At 64.0% G+C, this 24,781-nt stretch carries 25 protein-coding genes; 17 read left to right on the top strand and 8 right to left on the bottom strand.

The window, feature by feature from the left end:
* Positions 1-77 precede the first annotated feature (77 nt).
* Entirely contained in the window at positions 78-1,391 is a 1,314-nt protein-coding gene (locus tag DQ230_RS00315; RefSeq protein WP_113910499.1) for a DUF2254 domain-containing protein, read from the top strand.
* 144 nt (positions 1,392-1,535) lie between these two features.
* The gene (locus DQ230_RS00310) at positions 1,536-2,201 is read left to right on the top strand and encodes a L,D-transpeptidase (protein ID WP_113910498.1); all 666 of its coding nucleotides are present in this window, start codon (positions 1,536-1,538) and stop codon (positions 2,199-2,201) included.
* A gap of 29 nt (positions 2,202-2,230) precedes the next feature.
* On the opposite strand, the gene DQ230_RS00305 is transcribed toward DQ230_RS00310, so the two are convergent.
* From DQ230_RS00305 to DQ230_RS17200, 5 genes are all read right to left on the bottom strand, one after another.
* The gene (locus tag DQ230_RS00305) at positions 2,231-2,521 is read right to left on the bottom strand and encodes a hypothetical protein (RefSeq protein WP_113910497.1); all 291 of its coding nucleotides are present in this window, start codon (positions 2,519-2,521) and stop codon (positions 2,231-2,233) included.
* Positions 2,522-2,615: 94 nt separating this feature from the next.
* Positions 2,616-3,923: an HlyC/CorC family transporter gene (locus tag DQ230_RS00300; protein ID WP_113910496.1), complete on the bottom strand. Its 1,308-nt coding sequence runs from the start codon at positions 3,921-3,923 to the stop codon at positions 2,616-2,618.
* 84 nt (positions 3,924-4,007) lie between these two features.
* Complete coding sequence (locus DQ230_RS00295) at positions 4,008-4,952, bottom strand: tyrosine recombinase (RefSeq protein WP_113910495.1); 945 nt, start codon at positions 4,950-4,952, stop codon at positions 4,008-4,010.
* Positions 4,949-6,484: a hypothetical protein gene (locus tag DQ230_RS00290; protein ID WP_238987376.1), complete on the bottom strand. Its 1,536-nt coding sequence runs from the start codon at positions 6,482-6,484 to the stop codon at positions 4,949-4,951. Before DQ230_RS00290 ends, DQ230_RS00295 begins: the two co-directional genes overlap by 4 nt.
* Positions 6,471-6,620 (bottom strand): hypothetical protein, encoded by a 150-nt coding sequence (locus tag DQ230_RS17200; protein WP_203227966.1) that lies wholly within the window; start codon positions 6,618-6,620, stop codon positions 6,471-6,473. The genes DQ230_RS00290 and DQ230_RS17200 overlap by 14 nt, the downstream gene beginning before the upstream one ends.
* Before the next feature lie 116 nt (positions 6,621-6,736).
* On the opposite strand from DQ230_RS17200, the gene DQ230_RS00285 reads away from it, so the two are divergent.
* From DQ230_RS00285 to DQ230_RS00235, 11 genes are all read left to right on the top strand, one after another.
* On the top strand, positions 6,737-7,288 hold the full coding sequence (locus DQ230_RS00285; protein ID WP_113910494.1) for a shikimate kinase: 552 nt from the start codon (positions 6,737-6,739) through the stop codon (positions 7,286-7,288).
* Positions 7,285-8,409, top strand: a complete 1,125-nt coding sequence (aroB, locus tag DQ230_RS00280; RefSeq protein WP_113910493.1) for a 3-dehydroquinate synthase — start codon at positions 7,285-7,287, stop codon at positions 8,407-8,409. The genes DQ230_RS00285 and aroB overlap by 4 nt, the downstream gene beginning before the upstream one ends.
* Positions 8,410-8,519: 110 nt before the next feature.
* On the top strand, positions 8,520-9,332 hold the full coding sequence (locus DQ230_RS00275) for a TIGR00282 family metallophosphoesterase (RefSeq protein ID WP_113910492.1): 813 nt from the start codon (positions 8,520-8,522) through the stop codon (positions 9,330-9,332).
* 2 nt (positions 9,333-9,334) lie between these two features.
* Positions 9,335-10,300 (top strand): DMT family transporter, encoded by a 966-nt coding sequence (locus tag DQ230_RS00270; protein ID WP_113910491.1) that lies wholly within the window; start codon positions 9,335-9,337, stop codon positions 10,298-10,300.
* A gap of 38 nt (positions 10,301-10,338) precedes the next feature.
* Positions 10,339-12,078: an SLC13 family permease gene (locus tag DQ230_RS00265; protein WP_203227974.1), complete on the top strand. Its 1,740-nt coding sequence runs from the start codon at positions 10,339-10,341 to the stop codon at positions 12,076-12,078.
* Positions 12,079-12,165: 87 nt separating this feature from the next.
* Positions 12,166-12,906, top strand: coding sequence for a YebC/PmpR family DNA-binding transcriptional regulator (locus tag DQ230_RS00260; RefSeq protein ID WP_113910490.1), 741 nt, complete (start codon positions 12,166-12,168; stop codon positions 12,904-12,906).
* Between the two features lie 171 nt (positions 12,907-13,077).
* On the top strand, positions 13,078-13,650 hold the full coding sequence (locus DQ230_RS00255; protein WP_113910489.1) for an HNH endonuclease: 573 nt from the start codon (positions 13,078-13,080) through the stop codon (positions 13,648-13,650).
* A 201-nt stretch (positions 13,651-13,851) separates the two neighbouring features.
* Positions 13,852-14,865 (top strand): tRNA dihydrouridine(20/20a) synthase DusA, encoded by a 1,014-nt coding sequence (gene dusA / locus DQ230_RS00250; protein WP_113910488.1) that lies wholly within the window; start codon positions 13,852-13,854, stop codon positions 14,863-14,865.
* 61 nt (positions 14,866-14,926) lie between these two features.
* Positions 14,927-15,751: a sulfite exporter TauE/SafE family protein gene (locus DQ230_RS00245; RefSeq protein ID WP_113910487.1), complete on the top strand. Its 825-nt coding sequence runs from the start codon at positions 14,927-14,929 to the stop codon at positions 15,749-15,751.
* Positions 15,745-16,533, top strand: coding sequence for a phytanoyl-CoA dioxygenase family protein (locus DQ230_RS00240; protein WP_113910486.1), 789 nt, complete (start codon positions 15,745-15,747; stop codon positions 16,531-16,533). The genes DQ230_RS00245 and DQ230_RS00240 overlap by 7 nt, the downstream gene beginning before the upstream one ends.
* Positions 16,534-16,653: 120 nt before the next feature.
* Complete coding sequence (locus DQ230_RS00235; RefSeq protein ID WP_113910485.1) at positions 16,654-17,055, top strand: MliC family protein; 402 nt, start codon at positions 16,654-16,656, stop codon at positions 17,053-17,055.
* A gap of 40 nt (positions 17,056-17,095) precedes the next feature.
* Here the strand turns inward: DQ230_RS00235 and DQ230_RS00230 are convergent, their stop codons facing one another.
* Genes DQ230_RS00230 through ccmI form a run of 3 tightly spaced genes read right to left on the bottom strand, consistent with a single transcriptional unit; the run spans position 17,096 to position 19,121 of the window.
* Positions 17,096-17,389 carry a DUF1289 domain-containing protein gene (locus tag DQ230_RS00230; protein WP_238987375.1) on the bottom strand — a complete coding sequence of 98 codons (294 nt, stop codon included), beginning with the start codon at positions 17,387-17,389 and terminating at the stop codon, positions 17,096-17,098.
* Positions 17,389-17,865, bottom strand: coding sequence for a Holliday junction resolvase RuvX (gene ruvX, locus DQ230_RS00225; protein ID WP_113910484.1), 477 nt, complete (start codon positions 17,863-17,865; stop codon positions 17,389-17,391). The genes DQ230_RS00230 and ruvX overlap by 1 nt, the downstream gene beginning before the upstream one ends.
* Complete coding sequence (gene ccmI / locus DQ230_RS00220) at positions 17,862-19,121, bottom strand: c-type cytochrome biogenesis protein CcmI (RefSeq protein ID WP_113910483.1); 1,260 nt, start codon at positions 19,119-19,121, stop codon at positions 17,862-17,864. Before ccmI ends, ruvX begins: the two co-directional genes overlap by 4 nt.
* A 232-nt stretch (positions 19,122-19,353) precedes the next feature.
* Here ccmI and DQ230_RS00215 point away from each other — a divergent pair, with 232 nt between their 5' ends.
* The 4 genes from DQ230_RS00215 (at position 19,354) to DQ230_RS00200 (ending at position 24,648) form a co-directional block, all read left to right on the top strand.
* The gene (locus DQ230_RS00215) at positions 19,354-20,598 is read left to right on the top strand and encodes a sarcosine oxidase subunit beta family protein (protein ID WP_113910482.1); all 1,245 of its coding nucleotides are present in this window, start codon (positions 19,354-19,356) and stop codon (positions 20,596-20,598) included.
* A 76-nt stretch (positions 20,599-20,674) separates the two neighbouring features.
* Positions 20,675-21,004: a sarcosine oxidase subunit delta gene (locus DQ230_RS00210; RefSeq protein WP_113910481.1), complete on the top strand. Its 330-nt coding sequence runs from the start codon at positions 20,675-20,677 to the stop codon at positions 21,002-21,004.
* Positions 21,005-21,065: 61 nt separating this feature from the next.
* Positions 21,066-24,080 (top strand): sarcosine oxidase subunit alpha family protein, encoded by a 3,015-nt coding sequence (locus DQ230_RS00205; protein WP_113910480.1) that lies wholly within the window; start codon positions 21,066-21,068, stop codon positions 24,078-24,080.
* Positions 24,073-24,648 carry a sarcosine oxidase subunit gamma gene (locus tag DQ230_RS00200; RefSeq protein ID WP_113910479.1) on the top strand — a complete coding sequence of 192 codons (576 nt, stop codon included), beginning with the start codon at positions 24,073-24,075 and terminating at the stop codon, positions 24,646-24,648. The genes DQ230_RS00205 and DQ230_RS00200 overlap by 8 nt, the downstream gene beginning before the upstream one ends.
* Positions 24,649-24,781 lie beyond the last annotated feature (133 nt).

Genomic DNA, 24,781 nt, shown 5'->3' with positions numbered 1-24,781 from the left:
GCGTGCAACCGTCGCCATGACACCGCCCGCACCGAAAAGAATGGAACCCGAACCATTCCCGTGCGATTGATCAACAGATGAAAAACATCCTTTTGATCCCCTCGACGCTTTGGCGCAAGGTGCGCATCTACTCGCGCAAACTGTGGGTGCGTGTGCTGGCAATGGGGCTGCTGTCCTTCGTATCGCTCGGGATTACCCAGCTGATCGAGATTTTCGTGCCAGAGGAAATGGCCGGGCGGCTGTCGGGCGCCTCTGCCGACCGGTTGCTGGATATCATTGCCAGCGCCATGCTGTCGGCGACGATTTTCTCGATGACGGTGATGGTGTCGACCTACCGCAGTTCGGCCTCGCAATGGACGCCGCGCGTGCATCGTCTGATCATGCAGGACACCACCACGCAGAAAACGCTGTCCGCGTTTATCGGCGCTTATCTCTATGCGCTTGTGGCGATCGTCTTGCGCGAAATGGACGTTTTTGGCGACGAACATGCGCTGGTGATCTTTTGGCTGACGGTCATGGTTCTGGCCTATGTGGTCTGGTCGCTGGTGCGCTGGGTGCTGCATTTGCAGACTTTTGGCAGCCTTCTGCACACCACCCGGCAGGTCGAGGATATCACCAAGCGGCGGTTTCGCGAACGTCTGACAACGCCGTGTTTCGGCGCCAACCCGCTGCGGGGAAGCGTCCCGGACAACGCGCAGCCGGTGGATGCTGACGAAAGCGGGTATATTCAGCATATCTATCCCGAAGGGCTTCAGGCCGTGGCCGAACGGTACGAGATTCAAATCTACCTGCCCAAGGCGATCGGCGCGTTCATTTTCCTGCACGAGCCGCTTTTGTGGGTCGTGGGCGACATTCCGGACGATGATGATGGCGAGGAGTGCAAATCGCTGCTGCGCGGCCACATCACGATAGAGGATCTGCGCAGCTACGATCAGGATCCCCGATTCGGACTGACCGTCATGGGCGAAATCGCATCCAAGGCGCTGTCACCTGGCATCAATGACCCCGGAACCGCGATTGACGTGATCACGCGCGTGGGGCGCATCCTGTCCAGCTATTCGGACGAGACGACAGGGCCCGAGGACAAGCAGGACGACGGCCCCGAGCTTGACCGGCTTTGGGTGCCGCCGCTGATGCCCCAGGATTTGCTGGACGATGGGTTCGGATCGCTGGCGCGCGATGGCGCGCAGTTGTTTGAGGTGCAGCACCGGCTTCAGGCAACGCTTGCCGGGCTGATGCAGCACCCTGATGCGGGGTTGCGGCAGGCCGCGCGCGACTTTGCCGAGATGTCGCTGCGGCGGGCGCTTGAGCATATGGACTTTGCCGCCGACCGGGACCGTTTGCTGGCATCGGTCAGCGAGCGGTTGCGCCTGCGCGTCACAGAAAAATAGCGCGGCGCCACCCGCGCGCTGGTATTTTTACCACTGATAAGGTTTTCGGGTATATACTTGGAAAATTGATTGGATCTTTGCGGGGGCGGCGGCGTTCCTTCATGGATCATCCGATTGTAAGCCAGACTGCAAGGACGTTAACCAATGTTGACCAGACGCCATTTCGTAATCGCTGCCGCGGCCATGTTTTCGACCCCCATCGCCGGGGGCGCGATGGCCGGTCCCACATCTGACAGCACGCGCTGGGCGCAGTGGGATGCGCAGGTAACGCCGCCGAATTACGACCCTGCGACGACAAACCCATGGGGGCTGCACCCGCGGTTCCTGCCGCAGCGTGTGCAGGCGAATGATGGGTTGCGACCCGGCGATGTCCACGTCGATGCGATCGCGAGGTATCTGTACCACATCCGCGATGACGGCACCGCGATGCGCTACGGCGTGGCAATCGCGCGGGGTGATCTGTACGAGCCGGGCACATATACGATCCGCCGCAAGGCCAAGTGGCCAACCTGGACCCCGACCAAGGCCATGATCAAGCGTGATCCCGGCCTTTATGCAAAACATGCTGACGGTATGAATGGCGGGCCGAACAACCCGTTGGGATCGCGGGCCTTTTACCTGTTCGTCGGCAACCGCGATACATATTTGCGCATCCACGGATCACCGCAGCCACGCTCCATCGGCGGGCGGGCCAGTTCGGGCTGCGTGCGCATGGTGATGGCGCATATGATCGACCTCTATGATCACGTCGCGTCTGGATCGACCGCCTATCTGTATGCGCCGGAGGATCGGATTACCGCCCAAAGCTGACCCTTTGGGCGGCGCGGTCAGGGCATCAGTCAGGTGGCCGGTGCGGTTTCCGCTTTCTTGACGCAGAGCGGGCGGCCGTCTGTGGTTCGCAGGGGCAGCATCGTTGTCTCGACCGGGCCACGGTAGCGATAGACATAGCAGCCGCTCGCCGGGTCCAGCCGAACGGCGCTCAGATCCTGATACGGCGCGGCGAGTTCGCGCAAACTTGGCGGCAGGTCGGTGATGAAACGCTCGGATGTGGCGGCGCTGGTGCCCTCGATTTCCTCGCACGCCGCCAGCAGAAATGGTGCGCAGCCCAGAAGCCAGACGTAGTTTTTCATGTAAGATATCCCTTTAGGTTCAGGCAGAATGGCCGATTCGTCCGGCAAGAGCCAGTGCCGCAATCACCTGTGCATGATCCGGGCAAATCCGCCCTCAAAGCTGCCCGATCTTGAGCCGGGTAATCCGGTTATCCTTGCGCGCTGTCACCTCGAACCGGAAACCGTGAAAGTTGAACACCTGGTTCACCTTGGGGATCATCTGCGCCTCGTGGATGACCAGACCGGCGATGGTGTTCGCGGCGTCATCGGGCAGGGACCAATCGGTCGCGCGGTTCAGGTCGCGGATGGTCATGGCACCGTCGACAAGGTACTGGCCATCTTCGCTGCGGCGGATGGGATGTTCGGCGTCGGCGTCAAATTCGTCGGTGATCTCGCCAACGATTTCCTCCAGAATATCCTCCAGCGTGATCAGCCCTTGAAGCGAGCCGTATTCATCAACCACCAACGCAAAATGCATGCGCATGCGCAAAAACTGGCGCATTTGCTCGTCCAGGGTGGTTGTTTCGGGCACGAAGTAAGGCTTCATCAAGATCGTTGTGATATCGAAATTGCGCCATTCGCCGCCGTCGCCGCCCTCGCCGACGGCCAGCTTGTGCATGGCGCGCAGCAGATCCTTGGAGTGGACGACGCCGATGATATTGTCCGGATCGTCCACATAGACGGGAAGGCGGGTGTGCGGCGATTTCAGGCATTGATCCAGAATGACCATCGGCTCCAGCCCGGCGTCGATCATTTCGATCTGGCTGCGGTGGCGCATGATTTCCTCGACCGCGCGTTCGCCCAGGTCCAGCGCGCCAAGAATGCGGTCGCGATCCTCTTTTTCGACCACACCCTCGGAGTGGCCCAGATAAAGCGCGCCCGCGATTTCCTCGCGCACCGCCAGAACGTTGCTGTCGGGATCGGTGCGCACGCCCACTGCCCGAAGGATCAGCCGCACGAAAACGCGCACCGCGGACACCACGGGCGAAAACAGGCGGATGACGATCGTAATGGCAGGAGCGACCCGGCTGGCCGCGACCTCGGCGTTGGTGATGGCGTATGTTTTCGGCAAAACTTCGGCAAAGATCAGAACCAGCAGGGTCATCACCAGCGTTGCCAATGCCACGCCCGAATCGCCCATCAGCCGCGTAAACAGCGCGGTGGCCAGCGATGTGGCCAGGATATTGACCAGGTTGTTGCCCAGCAGAACCGAGCCGATCAGCGTCTCATTGTCTTCGGTGATGGCCAGCGCACGTTCCGCGCCCTTGTCACCCTTGTCGGCGCGCGCGCGCAGCTTGCCGCGCGAGGCGGCGGTCAGGGCGGTTTCGCTGCCCGAGAACATGCCCGACATCACCAGCAGCAGCAGGATGGCGCCCCCGGTTAACCAGAATGCCATGTCAAAAATTGGGGCTGCCGTATCCATCGGGTCCTGTGTCCTTTTGTACCACGGACGTTATGGGGTGCGCGGCACTGGCGTTCAAGGGATGATGACCGCTTTGCGCCCGGACTATTCGCCGGTTTCTGGCGCGGGTGCGGATAGCGGATGATGCTCCAGCACCAGCGCGGACAGGCGCGCGTCCAGAACATGGGTGTAGATTTCGGTGGTTGCGACGTCTGCGTGACCCAAAAGCGCCTGAATCGCGATCAGATCCGCCCCATTGGCCAGAAGGTGGGTCGCAAACGCATGGCGCAATGTGTGCGGTGTAACCTTGGCCGGGCTGACGCCGCCCGCAACGGCCATCTCCTTGATCATGGTATAAAATCTGTGGCGCGTCAGGTGCCCTGATTTACCGGATGAGGCGAACAGATAGGGCGATGGCACCGCGCCTTGCGCTTGCACCGCCTCTGCCTGCGCGTCCAGCATCGCCAGCCACGCCTGTAGCGCGCTGCGCGCGGGCGGGGACAGGGGCACCATCCGCTCCTTGCCGCCCTTGCCGCGGATCAGCAGCATCTCGGGGTTGCCGCGCGCGGCCGACGCGGGTAGCGACACCAGCTCGCTGACGCGCATCCCCGTGGCATAGAGCAGTTCCATCAGGCAGGTGTTGCGACAGCGATCACGCGCGTTTCGCCCGGTGATGCGGGCGGCGTCCAGCAGGCGGTCAACCTCTTCTTCGGTCAGGGTTTTCGGCAGGCGGGTATCGCGGCCCGGCCCCTTGATCTGGACCGCGGGATTGTCGGCGCGCAGCCGGTCCTCGAACGCAAAGCGGTAGAGCTGCTTGATCGCCGACAGGCGGCGGGCGCGGGTAGATTTGGCCAGCCCCTGCGCCTCAAGATCGACAAGATAGCGTTCGATATCCGCGCGCTGCGCGGTGGCCGGCCCCAGACCGGCGCGCGCCAGCCAGCCGGTGAAATCGCTCATGTCGCGCGCATAGGCCTCCAGCGTGTTGCGCGCGGCGCCCTGCTCGGCGGCCTGCGCCTCAAGAAACGCATCAATCCAGTGCGCGTCGCTCATTCGGCGGGGTCCAGGATCAGGGCCTGAAGCGCGGCGCGGCGTGCGGTATCCTCCAGCCCGACACTGCGCAATGTGCTGAGCGCGGCCGCCATTTCGCCCGGATCGCCGCTGGCGCGGTCAAATTGCAGCGCCGCTGACAGCACCGCCTCGCCCAGTTTGCCCTGTTGGATCAGCAGGGCATGGTCCGGTGCGGGCCGGGGGGGCTGGGCGAAAGCGGTGGCAATGACGCGCCCGTCGCCTGTGCCGACCAGCGCGGCGTTGGGCCGGCCCTGCGCCAGCCCGGCCAGAAACAGCGCGTCGTTGCCGGGGGGCGGGTTGGCGGCGGCGGCCTCGTAGTCGGGGGTCAGCAGCGCAATGCGGTAGGCCAGTGCGCGCGCCGCGCCATCCAGGTCCGCAGCGGCCAGTTGCGCGCCGAATATTTGCGCAAACGCGATCTCAAGCCCCTCGTCGCGCATCCGCTGCCACGCGTCCGTCAGCGCCGCAGTAATGTCATCCGCAGCGCCCCCCTGCACCGCAGCCTCAAGCGACTGGACCGCCGCGGCCCTATCCCAGACCCCGCCAGAGGCGGCGGGGCGCTGCCGTGTATACAGCCCCATCAGACGTCCGGGCGCCAGCGCACCGGACCGCGCCAGCCGCTCGGCGGCCTCGATCTCGGCCTTCCAGCCGACGGTGCCGCGCAGATCGGCCATGGCAAAGGCGGCCGGCAGACCGCGCGTGGGCAGCGGGCTGCCAATCGCCTCGAACAGGCGAAAATCGAGCGGGGTCGGATTGTTCATCGGCACGGGCGGACCGCCGGTTTCGGCCATGTCCGGGTCCAGAAACTGCTCCAGCAGGTCGCGGCGGGGGGCGTCCCACGCGTCCAGCGCGCGCCCGGTTTCAAACAGCAGCGCCGCCGTGCGCCAGTCGCCGGTCAGCGCGGTGCAATAGATTTGCGCCGCGCCATCGTCCAGCAGGCCGGGGGCGGCGCGCAGATCGGCGCATGCTTCGGCCTCGGCGCCGTTCAGCATGGACAGATCAAACCAGTCGGCAAACAGCGCAGGCCGCAACGGCCCGGCGCGCGACAGCAGCTCGAACGCAGGCTCGACCGCGCCGAACCGGCGCAGCACCGCGATGCGCGTGCGCAGATAGACATCTGCATCGCCGCGCGGCGGCTCGGCCTCGGCCAGCAAAAGAGTGTGGTAGAGCGCCTGGATCGCCGCAGGTGGCTGGGAACTGGCGCTGCGCCACAGTGCGGCCAGATCGCCCGCATCGCTGGCCGCCCACATATCGGCAGGCAGCCCGGTCACGGCGGGCGGCAGCAGGCCAACCGCGCCCGTCGTGGCATCGCCCAGCGGTGTCATCACGATTTCGGGGATGCCCGCACTCCCGGCCACAGGCGGCTCGGGTGGCAGGGGCGGCGGCAGTGGCGCGGCCGGGATCTGGTCCAGCCAGTCGATGGCCGATAGCGGCCTTTGTCCGATCTGCTGCGCCTGTGCAGGCAAGCCGGGCGCCAGCGCAAGCAGCGCGGCCAGCAGAACGCTATTTCGCGTCAAGGGTGATTTCCTTGCGAATCTCAACCGTGGGCGGCGTGAAGTCCGCGCCGAAAAACGGACCCAGATACGCATAGCCGATCAGCGCGATGAACGCGAGGATGGCGAGATAAAACAACCATTTGATAAGTCTGAACACGATGCGCCTGCCTGCTTTGCCGTTTGTTTTGCCAACTTATAACTGGCCTTTTGCCCAAGATCACGCCATTCAATCCTGAAATACGCAAATTGCGCGGGGGAGTGCCGAGACACGCGATGGCCGAGGCGGGGAAACTGAAAAAAACCGTGGTGCTGGTGGGCATGATGGGGGCGGGCAAGACGGCCGTTGGCCGTGCGCTGGCGCAGCGTCTTGATGTGCCGTTCGTCGATTCAGATACCGAAATCGAAACCGCCGCCGCCATGAGCATCGCCGAAATTTTCGCGCGCGACGGCGAGGCTTTCTTTCGCAGCCGCGAGACCGAGGTGATCGCTCGCCTGCTGGGCGGCGACTGCTGCATCCTGTCCACCGGCGGCGGCGCTTTCCTGTCCGAGCGTAATCGCAATCTGATCTCGTCCAAGGGGGTGTCGGTCTGGCTGAATGCCGATCTGAAACTGTTGTGGAGCCGGGTAAAGAACAAGGATACCAGACCCTTGCTGCGCACAGTTGATCCTTTCAAGACGCTGCAGGGGATCTATGAGGCGCGCGTGCCGATCTATGCGCAGGCCGATATTGAGGTCACGTCGCAGCCCAGCTACACGATAGACATGATGACAACCCAAGTGATCACGGCGCTGGCCGCACGGCCCGATGTTCTGGAGCTGCCATGACCGATACGCCCGAAAAAATCGTCCATGTCCCGCTGGGCGCACGTGCCTATGACGTGCATGTCGGTCCCGGTCTGCTGGCCCGGTCGGGCGCGCTGATCGCGCCGCTTTTGCGCCGCCCCCGCGTGGCCGTCGTCACCGATGAAACCGTCGGCGCGCTGCATCTGGACGCGCTGCGCGGCGGGCTGGATGCGCAGGGCATCACCATGACCGCCCTCGCATTGCCACCCGGCGAAGCGACAAAATGCTGGGCGCAGCTGGAGCGCACGACCGAATGGTTGTTGGATCAGCAGATCGAGCGCGGCGATATCGTCATCGCATTCGGCGGCGGCGTCATCGGCGATCTGGTCGGTTTTGCCGCCGCAATCCTGCGGCGCGGCGTCCGCTTCGTGCAGATCCCGACCAGCCTGCTGGCGCAGGTCGACAGTTCGGTCGGCGGCAAGACCGGCATCAACTCTCCGCGCGGCAAAAACCTGATCGGCGCCTTTCATCAGCCCAGTCTGGTTCTGGCCGATACAGACGTTCTGCAAACCCTGAAAAAGCGTGACTTTCTGGCAGGTTACGGCGAGGTGGTAAAGTACGGCCTGCTGGGCGACGCCGCCTTTTTCGACTGGCTTGAGGCGCACGCGCCCGGCATGGCCGGTGGCGATCTGTCGGCGCGTATCCACGCCGTCGCGCATTCTGTCGGCATGAAATCGGCCATCGTGGTGCGCGACGAAACCGAACAGGGCGACCGCGCGCTGCTGAACCTTGGGCACACATTCTGCCACGCGCTTGAGGCGGCCACGGGGTATTCCGGCAGGCTGTTGCACGGCGAAGGGGTCGCCATAGGCTGCGCGCTTGCGTTCGAGCTTTCGGCCCGTCTGGGCCTGTGTGCGCAGGAAACACCCAGCCGCGTTCGCGCGCATCTCAAAAACATGAAGATGAAGGTGGATCTATCTGATATAGAAGGGGAACTGCCAGATGCGGAAACGCTTCTGGCGCTGATGGGACAGGACAAGAAGGTGCAGGACGGCCAGCTGCGCTTTATCCTTGCGCGTGGCATCGGGGAGGCGTTCATTACCTCTGACGTCCCACGTGCCGCTGTGCTGGGCGTGTTGCAAGATGCGCTTGCCCTGCGCTGATCTTGTGTCTTTCATCTGCCTGAAAATGCTCAAATCCACCCGCCGGCACGGGGCACTGGTTACGTTTTGGCCCCTTGCGCCCGCGCTGCGTGCGTCCTAACACTTCGCCCATGAAGCTCCTTTTTCTCGGTGATGTCATGGGGCGCGGCGGACGCCGTGCGGTTGCGGAACGCCTGCCTCGGCTGCGGGCCGACTGGGGGCTGGATTTCGTCGTGGTGAACGGCGAAAACGCCACCGGCGGCATGGGCCTGAGCGGCGAACATGCGGCCGGCCTGCTGGAGGCGGGCGCCGATTGCGTCACTTTGGGCGATCACGCGTTCGATCAAAAGGATATGCTGCGCGCCATCGAGGGCGAGCCGCGCATCATCCGCCCGCTGAACTTTGCCAAGGGCGCGCCGGGGCGCGGCCACCGCGTATTTTCGGACGCGCGCGGGCGCAAGGTGCTGGTGGCGCAGGTGCTGGGCCAGGTCTTTATGAAGCGCGCGTTTGACGATCCGTTCTCGGCGCTGGATGCCACGCTGCGCGCGAATGTGCTGGGCGGCGCGGTGCAGGCGGCGATCATCGACATCCATTGCGAAGCCACCAGCGAAAAGATGGGCGTTGGCCATTATTGCGATGGCCGCGCCAGCCTTGTGGTGGGCACGCACACTCACATCCCGACCGCCGATGCACAGATTCTGCCCGCCGGCACGGCATTTTTGTCAGACGCCGGCATGTGCGGCGATTACAACAGCGTCATCGGCATGGAAAAGGACGAACCGCTGCGCCGGTTTGTCACCGGCATGGGCAAGGGACGGTTCACCCCGGCGATGGACGAGGCGACGCTTTGCGGCGTTTACGTCGAAACCGATGACAGGACGGGCCGCGCCACGCGGATTGAAATGGTGCGCCAGGGCGGCCGTCTGGCCCCGTCCGGCCCGTGACCATGCGCCATTCGGGGACCAGGCCGGATCTGGGACCCTATGTGATCCTTCTGGCGATGGGCGCGGGCTGGGGGCTGAGTGTGCCGCTGGCCAAGCTGGCGGTCAGTACCGGGCATCAGCCGCTGGGCCTGATCTTCTGGCAAGAAGTGGTCATCGTCGCGATGCTTGGCATGATCTGCGCGTTGCGCGGCCGGCCCTTGCGTCTGGATCGGCGGTATTGGCGGCTGTATCTGGTGATTGCGCTGTGCGGTGCGGTCCTGCCGGACATCTTTTTCTATTTCGCGTCCGCAAGGTTGCCCGCCGGGATCATGGCGATTGTGATTGCCAGCGTGCCGATCTTCTCGCTGCCCATCGCGCTGGCGCTGGGAAACGAGCATTTCGCGTGGAAGCGGCTTGCCGGTCTGGGCTTTGGTCTGGTCGGTATCTTGCTGCTGATCGGGCCTGATGCCAGCCTGCCGGAGCGGGCCATGGCCGTTTTCATCCCCGTCGCGCTGATGGCGCCGCTGCTGTACGCGACCGAAGGGAATCTGGTGGCCAAATGGGGCACCGATGGTCTGGATTCGATGCAGGTGATTCTGGGGGCGGCGACGTTGGGAATGGTCATCACCCTTCCGCTGTCCATAGTGACCGGTCAGTGGATCAACCCGCTGGCCAGTTTCGGCGTGCCCGAGCTGGCGCTGGCCGCCTCTGCCGGGCTGCATGGCATCGTCTACGCGGTTTATGTCTGGCTGGTGGGGCGGGCCGGGTCCGTCTTTGCCGCGCAAACAAGTTATCTGGTGACAGGCTTTGGCGTGATCTGGTCCATGCTGCTGCTGGGCGAGCGATATTCGCTGTGGGTCTGGCTGGCGCTGAGCATCATGATGATCGGCGTCGCCATGGTGCAGCCGCGAGCGCGCAACAGTCTGCTTGTGCGGCAGCCGGACATCGGCGAACATGACGTGCAAGCACAAAGGCAGGACCGCATTTGATCGCTTATCTTGAATTGTCGCAAACAACCGAGGCGCTGATGACGCTTGCCGTTGTTGCGCTGATGTTTGTCTCATTCGTGCGCGAGCGATACCCGACCGAAGTGGTGGCGCTGGCGGGCGCGGCTGTGATGTTGGGGCTGGGGCTTTTGCCCTACGATTCGGCGCTGGACGTGCTGTCAAACCCGGCGCCGTGGACCATCGCGGTGATGTTCATCATCATGGGCGCGCTGGTGCGCACCGGGGCGCTGGCGGCGTTCACATCGCTGGCCGACCGGCAGGCGCGCAGCAATCCCAAACTGGCGATCGGGATGCTGATGGCAATGGTCATCATCGCCTCTGCGGTGATGAACAATACCCCCGTGGTGGTGGTGATGATCCCCGTCTTTGTGCAACTGGCGCGCACGATGAAGATATCGGCCTCGCGCCTGCTGATCCCGCTCAGCTATGCGGCGATCTTGGGCGGCACCATGACGCTGATCGGCACGTCCACGAACCTGCTGGTCGATGGTGTCGCCCGCGCGCGCGGGATGGAGCCGTTCGGCATTTTCGAGATCACGCCGCTGGCCATCGTGCTGGTGATCTGGGGCATGATTTATCTGCGCTTTATCGGGCCGTGGCTGTTGCCGCACCGCGACAGCATGGCCGATATGCTGTCGGACCGCAGCCGGATGAAATTCTTTACCGAGGCTGTGATCCCGCCCGAAAGCAACCTGATCGGGCGTGAAGTTACCGGCGTGCAGCTGTTCAAACGCGAGGGCGTGCGCCTGATTGACGTGGTGCGCGGCGATAAATCCCTGCGTAACGATCTGACCGGCGTGACGCTGGAGGTGGGCGACCGCGTCGTGCTGCGCACGCGCATGACCGAACTGCTCAGCCTTCAGGCCGACAAAAGCCTGAAGCGCGTCGATCAGCTGTCGGCGGTGGAAACCACCACGGTCGAGGTTCTGGTGACGCCCGGCTGCAAGATGGTGGGCCGTTCGCTGGGTTCCTTGCGGCTGCGGCGGCGCTATGGGGTCTATCCGCTGGCGGTACATCGGCGAAACCAGAATATCGGGCGGCAGCTGGACACGTTGATTGTGAAAATCGGCGATACCCTGCTGCTGGAAGGCGCCCCCGAGGATATCCGCCGCCTGTCATCCGAGATGGACATGGTCGACGTGTCCGAGCCGTCGGCCCGCGCGTTCCGGCGCGGTCATGCGCCCATCGCGCTGGCCGCGCTGGTGGGCATCGTGGTGCTGGCGGGCCTTGGTGTGGCACCGATCCTGTTCCTTTCGGTTCTGGCTGTCGCAATCGTGCTGGTCACGCGATGCATTGACGCCGATGAGGCGTTCAGCTTTATCGATGGGCGGCTTCTGGCGCTGATATTTTCAATGCTGGCCATCGGCGCGGCGCTGGACCATTCGGGGGCGGTGCAGCTGATCGCGAACACGCTGGCCCCTTACATGACGTCTTTGCCACCTTTCGCGGTTGTTCTCGCGGTCTATTTGCTGGCCACCACCCTAACCGAAGTGGTGTCAAACAACGCAGTTGCCGTGGTGATGAGCCCCATCGCAATCGGTTTGGCCGATGTGATGGGGGTGGATGCGCGCCCGCTGGTTGTGGCGGTGATGTTCGCCGCATCGGCCAGCTTTGCCACGCCCATCGGCTATCAGACCAATACGTTGGTTTACGGTCCGGGAGGCTATCGGTTTACGGATTTCTTGCGCATCGGCGTGCCGCTGAACCTCAGCCTTGCGCTGATCTCGTCGGCGCTGATCCCGATGATCTGGCCGCTATAGGGCGCCGTGACCGCCCCCTTGCGCCGCCAGCGCGCGGTGCCATATAAACGCGCCAAGCAACCACATTTGATGACATAAGGAACCTTCATGGCCGGCCACTCCAAATGGGCAAATATCCAGCACCGCAAGGGGCGTCAGGACGCCGTCCGCTCCAAGCTGTTCTCCAAGCTGAGCAAGGAAATCACCGTCGCGGCCAAAATGGGTGATCCCGACCCGGACAAGAACCCGCGCCTGCGCATGGCCGTCAAAGAGGCCAAGGCCGTGTCCGTGCCCAAGGATGTGATCGACCGCGCGATCAAGAAATCACAGGCCGGCGAGGGCGACGATTACGAGGAAATCCGCTACGAGGGCTACGGCCCCAATGGCGTGGCCGTGATTGTCGAGGCGATGACCGACAACCGCAACCGCACCGCCAGCACGGTGCGCAGCACGTTTACAAAAAATGGTGGCAATCTGGGCGAAACGGGCAGCGTCGGCTTCATGTTTGACCGCAAGGGCGAGATCGTCTATGGCGCCGATGCGGGCGACGCGGACAGCGTGATGATGGCCGCAATCGAGGCCGGCGCCGAAGACGTCGACTCGGGCGAGGAGGGGCACACGATCTGGTGCGCCGACACGGACCTGAATGAGGTGTCGACCGCGCTTGAAGCCTCGTTGGGCGAAAGCGAAACCACCCGCCTGACATGGCGCCCCACCACCACGACCGAGATGGATCTGGACGGTATGCAAAAGCTGATGAAGCTGATCGACGCATTGGAGGACGATGACGACGTGCAGCGCGTCACCACCAACTTTGACGCCTCCGACGAGGTGATGTCGCAGCTGTAAGCGCGACTGACGCGAAAATTCTGCGAATTTTCCAGCGCCCGGCCGCATCCGGGCGGCACCTTCCAGTGCTGCCCGGATGCGGCCCATCTCAAAGCAGTTCTTGCCAGACGTCCCGCGCAGGTTATATTTTCCCCTACGGTGTATCGTCACAGATGGGGGTTGCAGAGCGAAATGGATGCGGAATTCGGGCGAATGCCGGGCAGCCTGAATCGCTATCCCGCGCTGGTCCTTAATGCGGATTACCGGCCGCTCAGCTATTTTCCCTTATCCCTGTGGTCCTGGCAGGACGCTGTCAAGGCAGCCTGGCTGGAGCGCGTCGATATCGTAGCCGAATACGAACATGTCGTGCATTCGCCCAGTGTTCAGATCCGCATCCCATCCGTCATTGTGCTGAAAGATTTCGTAAAGCCGCAAAAACGCGCCGCATTCACGCGCTTCAATTTGTTTTTACGCGATGAATTCCGCTGCCAATATTGCGGAACCGGGAACGAGCTGACGTTCGATCACGTCGTTCCCCGCTCACGGGGCGGCAGGACCAGCTGGACGAACGTGGTGGCCGCATGCGGGCGCTGTAACCGGCACAAAGGCTCGAAAAGCCTTGCGCGTTCTGGCCTGACGCTGCGCCGGAGCCCCACCGCGCCCGCACCCGAACAGTTGCGCAATCTGGGGCGCAAATTTCCGCCAGGGCATTTGCACGTCAGTTGGATGGATTTTCTATACTGGGATGCAGAATTGGAAGCGTGAGATCAGATTGTCTGACGTCTGATGGACGATCCGCCCTTTGGACTTTATAACGATCTGCTCTTGGTAACTTACCGAACCATCTTTACGTCTACGTTCAACAATTGAGCCCATAACAGAAGTCCGCGCGCAAAATTCGGTCGTCCTGTGGACTGCGGCTGGGGATGTATCGGTCAAAATATGGATCGCCGCAGAGAGAGTTATATGCCACATAATTCAATAGATAATGAGGCTTATAAGGCATCCCGCCTGTCGGTCGCCCCCATGATGGACTGGACGGATCGGCACTGCCGTTACTTGCATCGCACGTTGTCGAAAAATACGCTTCTTTACACCGAAATGGTGACGGCGCCCGCGTTGGTGCGCGGCGGGGCGGTTCATTTGCTGGATTTCGACGCGGCGGAGCATCCTGTGGCGTTGCAACTGGGCGGCTCGGATCCGGCCGAGCTGGCGCAGGCGGCGCGGCTGGGGGCCGCGGCTGGATATGGCGAGATCAACCTGAACGTCGGCTGCCCCAGTGACCGGGTACAATCGGGAACGTTCGGGGCGGTGTTGATGAAGTCGCCCGATCTGGTGGCAGAGTGTTGCGCGGCGATGATCGCGGCTGTGGATGTTCCCGTGACGGTGAAATGCCGGATCGGTGTGGACAGGCAGGTGCCGCGCGATGTTTTGCCCGATTTTTTAGCGCGCGTTGCGGCGGCGGGGGTGACACGGTTTACCATTCACGCGCGCATGGCGTGGCTGGATGGACTGAGCCCCAAGGAAAACCGGGACATCCCGCCACTGGATTATACGCTGGTGCGCGCGATGAAAGCGGAATTTCCGGACCTGCATCTGTCGGTGAATGGCGGCGTCACCTCGCTGGCGCAGGCGCGTGCATTTCTGGATGCGGGGCTGGATGGAGTGATGGTCGGGCGGGCGGCGTATCACCAGCCTGCCTATATCCTGTGTGCGGCGGATCGCGTGATTTTTGGTGCGGGTGCGCCTGACACCACTGCCGAGGGGGCGATCAAGGCGATGCTCCCTTATATCGAGGCGCATCTGGCCGCGGGCGGGCGGCTGAATCAGATCACGCGCCATATGCTGGGGCTATTTGCCGGGCGGCCCGGTGCGCGGGCGTGGCGGCGTAAATTATCAGAAGGCGCGCACCGCGCGGGCGCCGGGCCTGAGCTGATCGACGCGGCGCTGTCCGAGGTGGCGGCGGCGCAGGCGGCGTGAGTTTGGGTTTGCAGCCTTGCATCAAACCCGGTTAACTCCGGCAAAACAAGGAGCCGCCCTCATGCCCGATCTCACGCTCTTGCTGGCCTTGACGGCGATGCTGCTGGCCATCGGCGCGTTTGTCGGTGTCTTGGCCGGAATGCTGGGCGTGGGCGGCGGAATCGTTTTGGTTCCCGCGTTCTTCTACGCGTTTCAGACGCTGGGCTATGGCGGGCCGCAGCTGATGCAGATCTGCCTTGCGACGTCGCTGGCGACGATCATGGTGACCTCGGCGCGGTCCGTTTTATCGCATAATCGCAAGGGCGCCGTTGAATGGTATGTCCTGCGCACATGGGCGCCGGGTATTGCGGTGGGTGCCGTGCTGGGTGTGATCGTCGCGGCGGCGTTACGCTCGGGTACGTTGCAGGTGATCTTCGGCGTATTGGCGCTGTGTGTGGGGCTTTATTTGCTGCTGGGCCGGACGTCCTGGCGGCTGGGTCATGTGATGCCGGGGACGCTGCTGCGCACGCTGCTGTCGCCTGTCGTGGGCTTTTTGTCGGTGCTGATGGGGATTGGCGGCGGCAGCTTTGGCGTGCCGCTGATGACGCTGCACGGGATTTCCATGCACCGGGCGGTGGCGACCGCCGCCGGGTTTGGCGCGGCGATCGCGGTGCCGTCGGTCATCGCGTTTCTGCTGGTCGATGTCGCCCCGCAGGGGCGCCCGCCGCTAACGGTGGGGGCGGTGAACCTGCCGGCGTTCGTGATCGTCATCGCCATGACCATGCTGACGGCGCCTGTCGGCGTGCGGCTGGCGCATGGCATGGATGCGGTGCTGCTGAGGCGGGTGTTTGGCGCGTTTTTGATGCTGATTGCGTTGAACATGCTGCGCAAGGCGCTGGGATGGTAGGCGCATTTTTGCAAAAGGGATGGGCGCGGTTTGACCGCGATCCGGCGGTGGCCGAATGGGCAGGCGCGGCGCGCGGGGCGGCGCTGGCGCGGATGGACGATCCGGCGCACCGGGATGAATGGCTGCAATGCGGCGGCACGTGGTTTGTCGGGGTGGATACGCTGCCGAATGACGCGCGCGGCAGGGTCGCGGGCAGTGGCCCGCTGGGCGGGCCGGGCTGCGTGATGGCGCGAACGCTGTATGGTGATCTGCCGCTGCATGCGGGGCAGGTTTCTGTCATCTATCCGGGCTATCCGCGCCCCCGCAAGGGCGAGGGCGAGGCGGCGTTCGGATACCGGCGGCGCCGGGACGCGGCGCATGTTGACGGGCTGCTGGCCGTCGGCCCTGAACGCGCGCGCATGTTGAAAGAGCGTCACGCCTATATCCTTGGCGTGCCGCTGAGCGATGCCAGCGCCGATGCCAGCCCGCTGGTGGTGTGGGACGGCAGCCACGAAATGATGCGCGCGGCCTTCGCTGCCGCATTGAAAGACATCCCGCCCGAGCGCTGGGGCGAGGTGGATCTGACAGATGTTTATACCGCCGCCCGCCGCGACGTGTTTGCCCGCTGCGCGCGGGTGGAATTGCCCGCAAAGCTGGGCGAGGCGACGTTGCTGCACCGGCTGGCACTGCACGGCGTTGCGCCGTGGGCGGATGGCGCAAGCGCGCCGGACGAGGGCCGGATGATCGCGTATTTCCGTCCTGAATTCAGCGGGCAGGGCACCGATTGGCTATCGGCGCCATGACGCCACGTCAGCGATTTGCGCCGCCGATTGGCTTGCTCACGCGGCGCGCCGCACGTATCCTGCACGCAATACATGCACGGGGCCTGCGCCCTGTTTTCAAGGTAGAAAAGGATACTTACCATGATGAAACCCTTCGTCAAATCATACCGCAACCTTTTGACATGCGGCGCCGTGGCGGCGGCATTGGCAACCGGGGCCGCGCCTGCGCTGGCCGGCGCGCCGCTGTCGCTGTCCTTGCAGATGGGCCAGCAGGACAGCGTGAACGCCGTGCGTTATTCCTGCACCGACGGCACCGAGCTGACCGTGCAATACGTCAACAGCGGCGCCAATGCGCTGGCGGTGATGCGGCTGGCGGGCGACGATCTGATTTTCGTCAATGTCATTTCAGGATCGGGCGCGCGGTACGTGTCTGGCGCGCGCGAATGGTGGACCAAAGGCGCCGAAGCCACGCTGCGCAATGAGACGATGGGCGCCGATGCGGTCACCTGCACCGATATGGCGGATGCCGGCAGCAAAGGCTGAATGCGCCGCGACTATTGGCCCTTTAACTCAGTCGGCAAACTCAGTCGGCGCGCCCCAGGCGGGCGGCGCGCCCCAGGCGGGCGGCGCGCCCACCGCGCCGCTGGCGCAGCAGAACGGCGCGGGACGGCAGCCCGTCCATGATCTGCGCCCGCTCCTCATTGCTCATTTTTGACCAGCGCGTGATCTCGTCAATGCTGCGCAGGCAGCCGGTGCAAATACGCGCTTCGGGATGCACCACGCAGATCTGCACGCAGGGCGATTGCACTTCGTCGCGGGTCCAGACGGGCGGCTCGGCGCCGTGCGCCGGGTCTGCGGGCATATCGTTTCCGTCCATCACAGCGCTCTCCTCATATGGCCCATCCGGTCCAGCACCCCTTGCAGGATATACGAGGCGGCGATGTTGTCGATCACCTCGGCGCGACGCTTTCGTGACGTATCCGCCCCAAGCAGGGCACGTTCTGCGGCAACTGTCGACAAACGCTCGTCCCAGTAGCCGATGGGCAGATCGGTCAGACGGCTGAGGTTGCGGGCAAAGGCGCGGGTCGACTGGCAGCGCGGCCCTTCGGTTCCGTCCATGTTGCGCGGCAGGCCCAGGATGATGCCGCCGATGGTGCGCTCGGCGACAATCTCCAGCAGGCGGGCGGCATCAAGGCCGAATTTCCGGCGGCGCACCGTCTCGTGCGGGCTGGCGACCGACCACAGCGGATCCGATATCGCCACGCCGATTGTCTTGTCCCCCAGATCCAGCCCCATCAGGCCGCGCGCGGCGGGCAGGGCGGCGACATATTCGGCAAGGTCCTCGTAGATCATTGCGGCGCCGCGCCCGTCTCCAGCCCGGCCGTCTGGCTGGCGGCCCGGATCATGCCAAGCGCCTCGGCGTCATCCTTGAAGATCGCCTGCGCCTCATCGCGAATGGCGCTGGCGCGCGCGACTTCGCCCAGAATGCCCAGCGAGGAAATCAGCCGCGCCCAATCCTCGGGCGGGCCGCCTTGGGCGGCCAGCCGGGCCATCAGCCCATCGACCATTCCGCGAATCATCTGCTGGCGGTCCTCATCCGTCATGTCGCCTGCGGCCTCGACCTCGGCGGCGCTGGGGCCGCTCAGGCCGGGGGCGGCGGGTGCCGCCGCTTCGGGCGGCGGGCTATAGCGGATGCCGGCGCGGTTTGCGGCATCCGCCGTCTGGCCGCGCAGTTGCTGTGTCCAGCCGGCGTCTGGCGGGCTGTCGCTCAGCAGGCGTTCCCATGTGCGGAATGCGGCATCTGGGCGGTCGACCTGATCGTAATAGACGCCCAGATAATAGCGTGCCTCGGGCTGGCCCGGATCCTTGGACAATGCGGTGCGCAGCGCGGCCTCAGCCTCTTGCGAGACATAGCCGCCGGCCGCGGTGATCAGCAGATCGGCGTGAAACGCGTGTTCCGTCGCCGATGCCTGATCGCCCAGAACCGCCAGCAGCCGCGCCTGCGCATCCAGCGCCGCATCTGTATCACCCAGCGCCGCCTCGTTGCGGGCCAGCAGCGCCAGACCGCGCGCGTCCTCGGGCCGCTTTTCCACGGCGGCGCGCAACTGCACCATCAGCTGCGCGAATTCGTCGCCGGGGATGGCCGGCGCCGTTTCGGTGCCAAAGCGGGCCACAGCCTCGGCCTGCGTCAATCGGTTTGCACGCGCCGCATCCGACGCGGCCAGACGCGCGCCGCGCGGCAGATCGGCGTAGCCGGGCGCGCCCAGCACCGCATACCCGGCCAGCGCGCCTGCGGTCAGCGCCACCGCCACAACGCCGGCCAGCACGCCCGCGCCGCGTCCGGGCTGGATGGTGCCGGCGCCCGCCTTTTGCAGCTGTGCATCGGCGGCCAGAATACGGCGCGAGACTTCGGTGCGCACCCGTTCGGCTTCGGCATTGGTGATGACGCCGCGCGCCAGATCCTTCTCCACGTCCTTCAGCTGGACACGGTACACATCCAGATCATACGCGGCCGGCGGCACAGCATTGCTGCGCCCCCGTAGCAACGCCGCAGCAATCAATCCGCTGCATCCCAGTGCCAAAATGGCGGCGATAGCCCAGAACAACATGGCGCTCCTCCTGTTATGCCGTCCACATAACGGCGCCGGGCGCCCGGCGAAAGGGCAGATGCCCAAGGCGGGCCGATATGGTGCCAAATGTCGCGGACGCTGCGCGTTTTTGTACGGAGTCGCAAAATGTACATCTCGCGCCGCACGGTGTATAAGGAAATGGCGGCACTGGCCCCATAAACACGCCATTCCCGTCGCCACCCGCGAATCCATCGCAAAAGTGAGACCGCGCATGAAACGTTATTCTGCCTTCGCCGTCGCCCGTGAGGCGCTTCGCAACAATACAGGGTGGGAGCGCGCCTGGGCGTCGCCCGAACCCAGGAAGAAATACGATGTGATCATCGTTGGCGCAGGCGGCCACGGCCTTGCGACGGCCTATTATCTGGGCAAGAATTTCGGCATCACCAACGTGGCGGTTCTGGAAAAGGGCTGGCTGGGCGGCGGCAATACCGGCCGCAACACCACCATCATCCGTTCGAACTATCTTCAGGATGCGTCGGCAGCGATCTACGAAAAGGCTCGCAGCCTGTATGAGGGGCTGAGCCAGGACCTGAACTACAACATCATGTTCAGCCCCCGCGGCGTGATGATGCTGGCCCAGACCCAAGGCGAGGTGCGCGGGTTTGAACGCACGGCCCACGCCAACATGCTGCAAGGCGTCAAGACCGAATTCATCGGGCCCGAGCGGGTCAAGCAACTGGTGCCGATCATCAACATCAACGGCCCGCGCTACCCCGTGCTGGGCGCGATCTGGCAGGCCCGCGCCGGCACCGCGCGCCACGATGCGGTGGCGTGGGGCTATGCCCGCGCCTGTTCGGATATGGGCATGCACATTATCCAGAAATGCGAAGTGACGGGCATCGAGCAATCGGGCGGCAAGGTCACTGGCGTCAACACCACCCGCGGCAGCATCGGCTGCGACAAGCTGGGCGTCGTCGTCGCCGGTCACTCGGGCCACGTGGCCGACATGGCCGGCTTCCGCCTGCCGATTGAATCTGTGTCGCTTCAGGCGCTGGTGTCCGAGCCGATCAAGCCCTGCATGGATGTGGTCGTGATGGCGAACACCGTCCACGGCTACATGAGCCAGTCCGACAAGGGCGAAATGGTCATCGGCGGCGGCACTGACGGGTATAACAACTACACCCAGCGCGGCGCCTTCCACCATATCGAGGAGACGGTGCGCGCATTGGTCGAAACCTTCCCGATGGTCGCGCGCCTGAAAATGCTGCGCCAGTGGGGCGGTATCGTGGACGTGACCGGCGACCGCTCACCGATCCTGTCGAAAACGCCGGTTGAAAACATGTTCGTCAACTGCGGCTGGGGCACCGGCGGCTTCAAGGCGATCCCCGGCTCCGGCTGGGGCTTTGCCGAGCTGATGGCCAAGGGCCACTCGCCCCTGACCGAGGCGTTCGGCCTGAACCGTTTCTACGAGGGCCGCTTCATCGACGAAAGCGTCGCAGCGGGGGTGGCACATTGATGGCCGCAAAATTCCTTGCAGAATTTTCACAGGAGTTTTCACAAACTTCTGGCACCAACCTGAACGGAGGCACCCCATGCTGATCCTGACCTGCCCCTGCTGCGGCGTGACCGGCGAAGAAACCGAATTCCACGGCGGCGGCGAAGCGCATCTGAAGCGTTTCGGCCCCGGCTCGACCGACGAGGCGTTTCACGACTACCTTTTCTCCAAGGTGAACCCGAAAGGCGTCCATCTGGAACGCTGGCGCCACAATAATGGCTGCGGCAAGTGGTTTCACGCCGCGCGCGACACCGTCACGCTGGAAATCTACGGCACCTATCCCGCCCAGACGACCGAGCCGCCGCAGAGCGTCAAGGATGCGATTACGGCCAAACGTCCCGGCTGGTCATGGAGGGAATTCGCATGATTTTTCATCTTGGTAAAAATACTCAAAATTCCATCATATCACTCTGCGCGGGGGCATCGGCATGAGCACACGTCTGGCAAATGGCGGTCGCCTTCTGGACAGGGGCCGCAAGGTTGATTTCACGTTCAACGGCAAGCGGTTGCGCGGCTATGCGGGCGACACCATCGCGTCTGCGCTCTTGGCCAATGACCAGATGCTGGTTGGCCGCTCGTTCAAATACCACCGCCCGCGCGGCGTGGTCGCCTCTGGCGCGGAAGAGCCGAACGGCCTTGTCGGCATGGGCACCGGCGCCGATTTCGAGCCGAACCAGCGCGTCACCACGACCGAGCTGTTCGATGGTCTGACCTGCACCTCGCAGAACCATTGGCCGAGCCTTGATTTTGACGTTGGTGCCATCAACACCAAACTCGCGCGCTTCCTGTTCGCCGGCTTTTACTACAAGATGTTCATCCATCCGCGCCCGTTCTGGAAACATGTGTACGAGCCGATCATTCGCAAATCCGCGGGTCTGGGCAAGGCGCCGGATCAGCGCGACACTGACACTTACGAGCATTTCTATGCATTCTGCGACGTGCTGGTGATCGGCGGCGGCATTGCCGGCCTGCAAGCGGCCCGTTCTGCTGCGGCCACCGGCGCCAAGGTGATGCTGATCGAGCAGACCGCCCATTGGGGTGGACGCGCGCCGGTCGATGGGGGCACCGTTGGCGGCCAGCCTGTGGATAAGTTTGTGGATGATCTTGTCGCGGAGTTGTCCGCGATGGACAATGTGACGATGCGCAACCGCACCATGGGCGCAGGCGTCTATGATCACGGCTATGCGCTGGGCTACGAGCGGGTGGGCGATCACCAGCCTGCCGCCAAAGGCCCGCGCCACCGTCTGTGGCGCATCCGCGCGGCCCAGATCGTGACCGCAACCGGCGCGATCGAGCGTCCGCTCAGTTTTGCCGGAAACGACATTCCGGGCGTCATGCTGGCATCGGCGGTGCGGGATTATGTGGTTGATTACGGCGTCTCCATCGGGGACCGGACGGTTGTTGTCACCAATAACGACGACGCGTACCGCACTGCGATCACCCTTAAAAAGAACGGGCTGGATGTGCCTGCGATCCTCGATGCGCGCGTTCCGACCCAGGACAGCCCGTTGATGGCCGAGGCGAAATCGCTGGGCATCCGCGTTCTGATGGGCCACGGTATTTCATCCGTTCAGGGCGTCAAGCGTGTCACCGGCGTCGGCGTTTGCAGCCAGGCCGGCGAAGGCGCGGTGCTGGAGGAAATCGCCTGCGACGTTGTTGCCATGTCCGGCGGCTGGTCGCCCGTGGTGCATCTTTGGTCGCATTGCGGCGGCAAGCTGATCTGGGACGAGACGACCGCCGCCTTCCGCCCCGATGTGGACAAAGCCCCCACAGGCGCCAAGGGCGAGGCGTTTGTCACGCCCGCAGGCGCCGCCAATGGCGCGCTGTCCTTGGGCGATGTCCTGAGTGATGCCACCACTGCCGGTGCGTCTGCGGCAAAGGCAGCCGGTCATAGCGGCGGCGATGTCACCGCCCCCGAGGCAGAGCAGATCGACGAGGCGCCGATGGCGCAGGTCTGGATGATGCCGCACGGCGCGGGCATCAAGAAGCGCCAGAAGGCATGGCTGGATTACCAGAACGACGTGAAGGTGTCGGATATTCAGCTGGCCGCGCAGGAGGGCTACGAGTCGGTCGAACATGCCAAGCGCTATACCACGCTGGGCATGGCGACGGATCAGGGCAAGTTGAGCAACATCAACGGTCTGGCGATCCTTTCCGATGCTTTGGGTCAGCCTATTCCGCAGACCGGCACCACCACGTTCCGCCCGCCCTATACGCCGATCTCGATGGCCTCCATCACCGGCGAGGCGCGGGACGAGCGGTTCATGCCGATCCGCCAGACGCCGATGTATCAATGGCATGTGGACAATGGCGCGTTTTTCGAACCGGTCGGCCAGTGGCGCCGCCCCTACACCTATCAAAAACCGGGCGAGAGCATCGAACAGTCCGTCAGCCGCGAGGTGAAGGCAACGCGCGCCAGCCTTGGCATGCTGGACGCCTCGACACTGGGCAAGCTGGTGGTCACGGGCAAGGACGCGGGCAAGTTCCTGGACATGCTCTACACCAACATGATGAGCACGCTGAAGCCGGGGCACTGCCGCTATGGCCTGATGTGCGGCGAGAACGGATTTCTCATCGATGACGGCGTGGTTGCGCGCATCGACGACAACACGTTCCTGTGTCATACCACCACCGGCGGCGCCGAGTCGATCCATGGCCACATGGAGGAATGGCTGCAAACCGAATGGTGGGATTGGGAGGTCTATGTCGCCAACCTGACCGAGCAATATGCGCAGATCGCTGTCGTTGGCCCGCAGGCCCGCGCGACGCTGGAGAAACTGACCGGCGACGACATCAGCGGCGACGCGCTGCCGTTCATGGCGTGGAAGGATATCACGCTGGCCGGAATTCAGGCACGTGCCTATCGCATCTCCTTCTCGGGCGAGCTGAGCTATGAGATCGCGGTAAAGGCGTCCGAGGGCCGCGCGCTGTGGGATGCGCTGCTGGCGGCGGGGCAGACCGCCAACATCACGCCCTATGGCACCGAGGCGCTGCACATCATGCGGGCCGAAAAGGGCTTTATCATGATGGGGGACGAAACCGACGGCACCGTGATACCGCAGGATCTGGGGCTGCATTGGGCGATTTCCAAAAAGAAAGAGGACTATATCGGCAAGCGTGCGCAGGCGCGCAGCCATGTGACAGATCCGCGTCGCTGGCAGCTGGTGGGTCTGGAGACGGTGGACGGCGGCGTGCTGCCGGATGGCGCCTACGCCACCGCCGAGGGCAAAAACGCCAACGGCCAGCGCGAGACGCAAGGACGGGTGACATCGACCTACCATTCGCCCACGCTGGAGCGCGGGATTGCCATGGGGCTGGTGCTGAACGGGCCGGACCGGATGGGCGAGGTGCTGGAATTCCCGCGCCTTGACGGCACGATCATGCGGGCCAAGATCGTTGACCCGGTATTCTTTGACAAGGACGGGGAGAAGCAGAATGTCTAATTCAGTCAGTGCCTTGAACGGCGCCAGCGCGACAGGGTTCGCGACCGTTCGCGACATGGGCTTGCAGGGCATGATCACTGTGCGCGGCGATCTGTCCGCGACGGCGGTCAAGCAGGCCCTTGCCAGCGCTCTGGGCGGCGAAATGCCGGGTGCGGGCCATATCAATCCCAGCGACAGCGGCCATACCGCATGGATGTCGCCGGACGAGCTGATGGTTCTCGTGCCATATGCGTCGGCCGACGCCAAGCTGGCCGAGATTACCGACGGGATGGGCGATACGCATCACATGGCGGTCAACGTCTCCGACGCGCGCTGCATGTTCGCGGTCAGCGGTGACGATGCGCTGGTGCGCGAAGCACTGGCCAAGCTGATGCCGGTCGATCTGTCGTCGGCGGCGTTCAAGCCGGGTCAGTTCCGCCGCTCGCGCATGGCGCAGGTGCCGGCCGCCGTCTGGATGGCGGGGCCGGGTGAGGCGCGCATCGTATGCTTCCGCTCGGTCGCGCAATACGTGTTCGATCTGTTGAAAGGCGCCACCGCGCCGGGCAGCGAAGTACGCTACATGGCGTAGCACGCGCCCTGCATTGATGCGATATTTACCCCGCGCCACACATGGCGCGGGGTATTTTTTTGCCCGGCTTTCGCGGCATTCTCTCTGCGCAGGATATCTGCCGGGAACCTTCCTGTGACACTTGACGTTAGGG

The organism is Roseovarius dicentrarchi (assembly GCF_003316635.1).
GTDB classification, from domain to species: Bacteria; Pseudomonadota; Alphaproteobacteria; order Rhodobacterales; family Rhodobacteraceae; genus Roseovarius; species Roseovarius dicentrarchi.
Note: the sequence above shows the minus strand (reverse complement) of the source record. Positions and strands in the feature narration are given on the sequence as shown.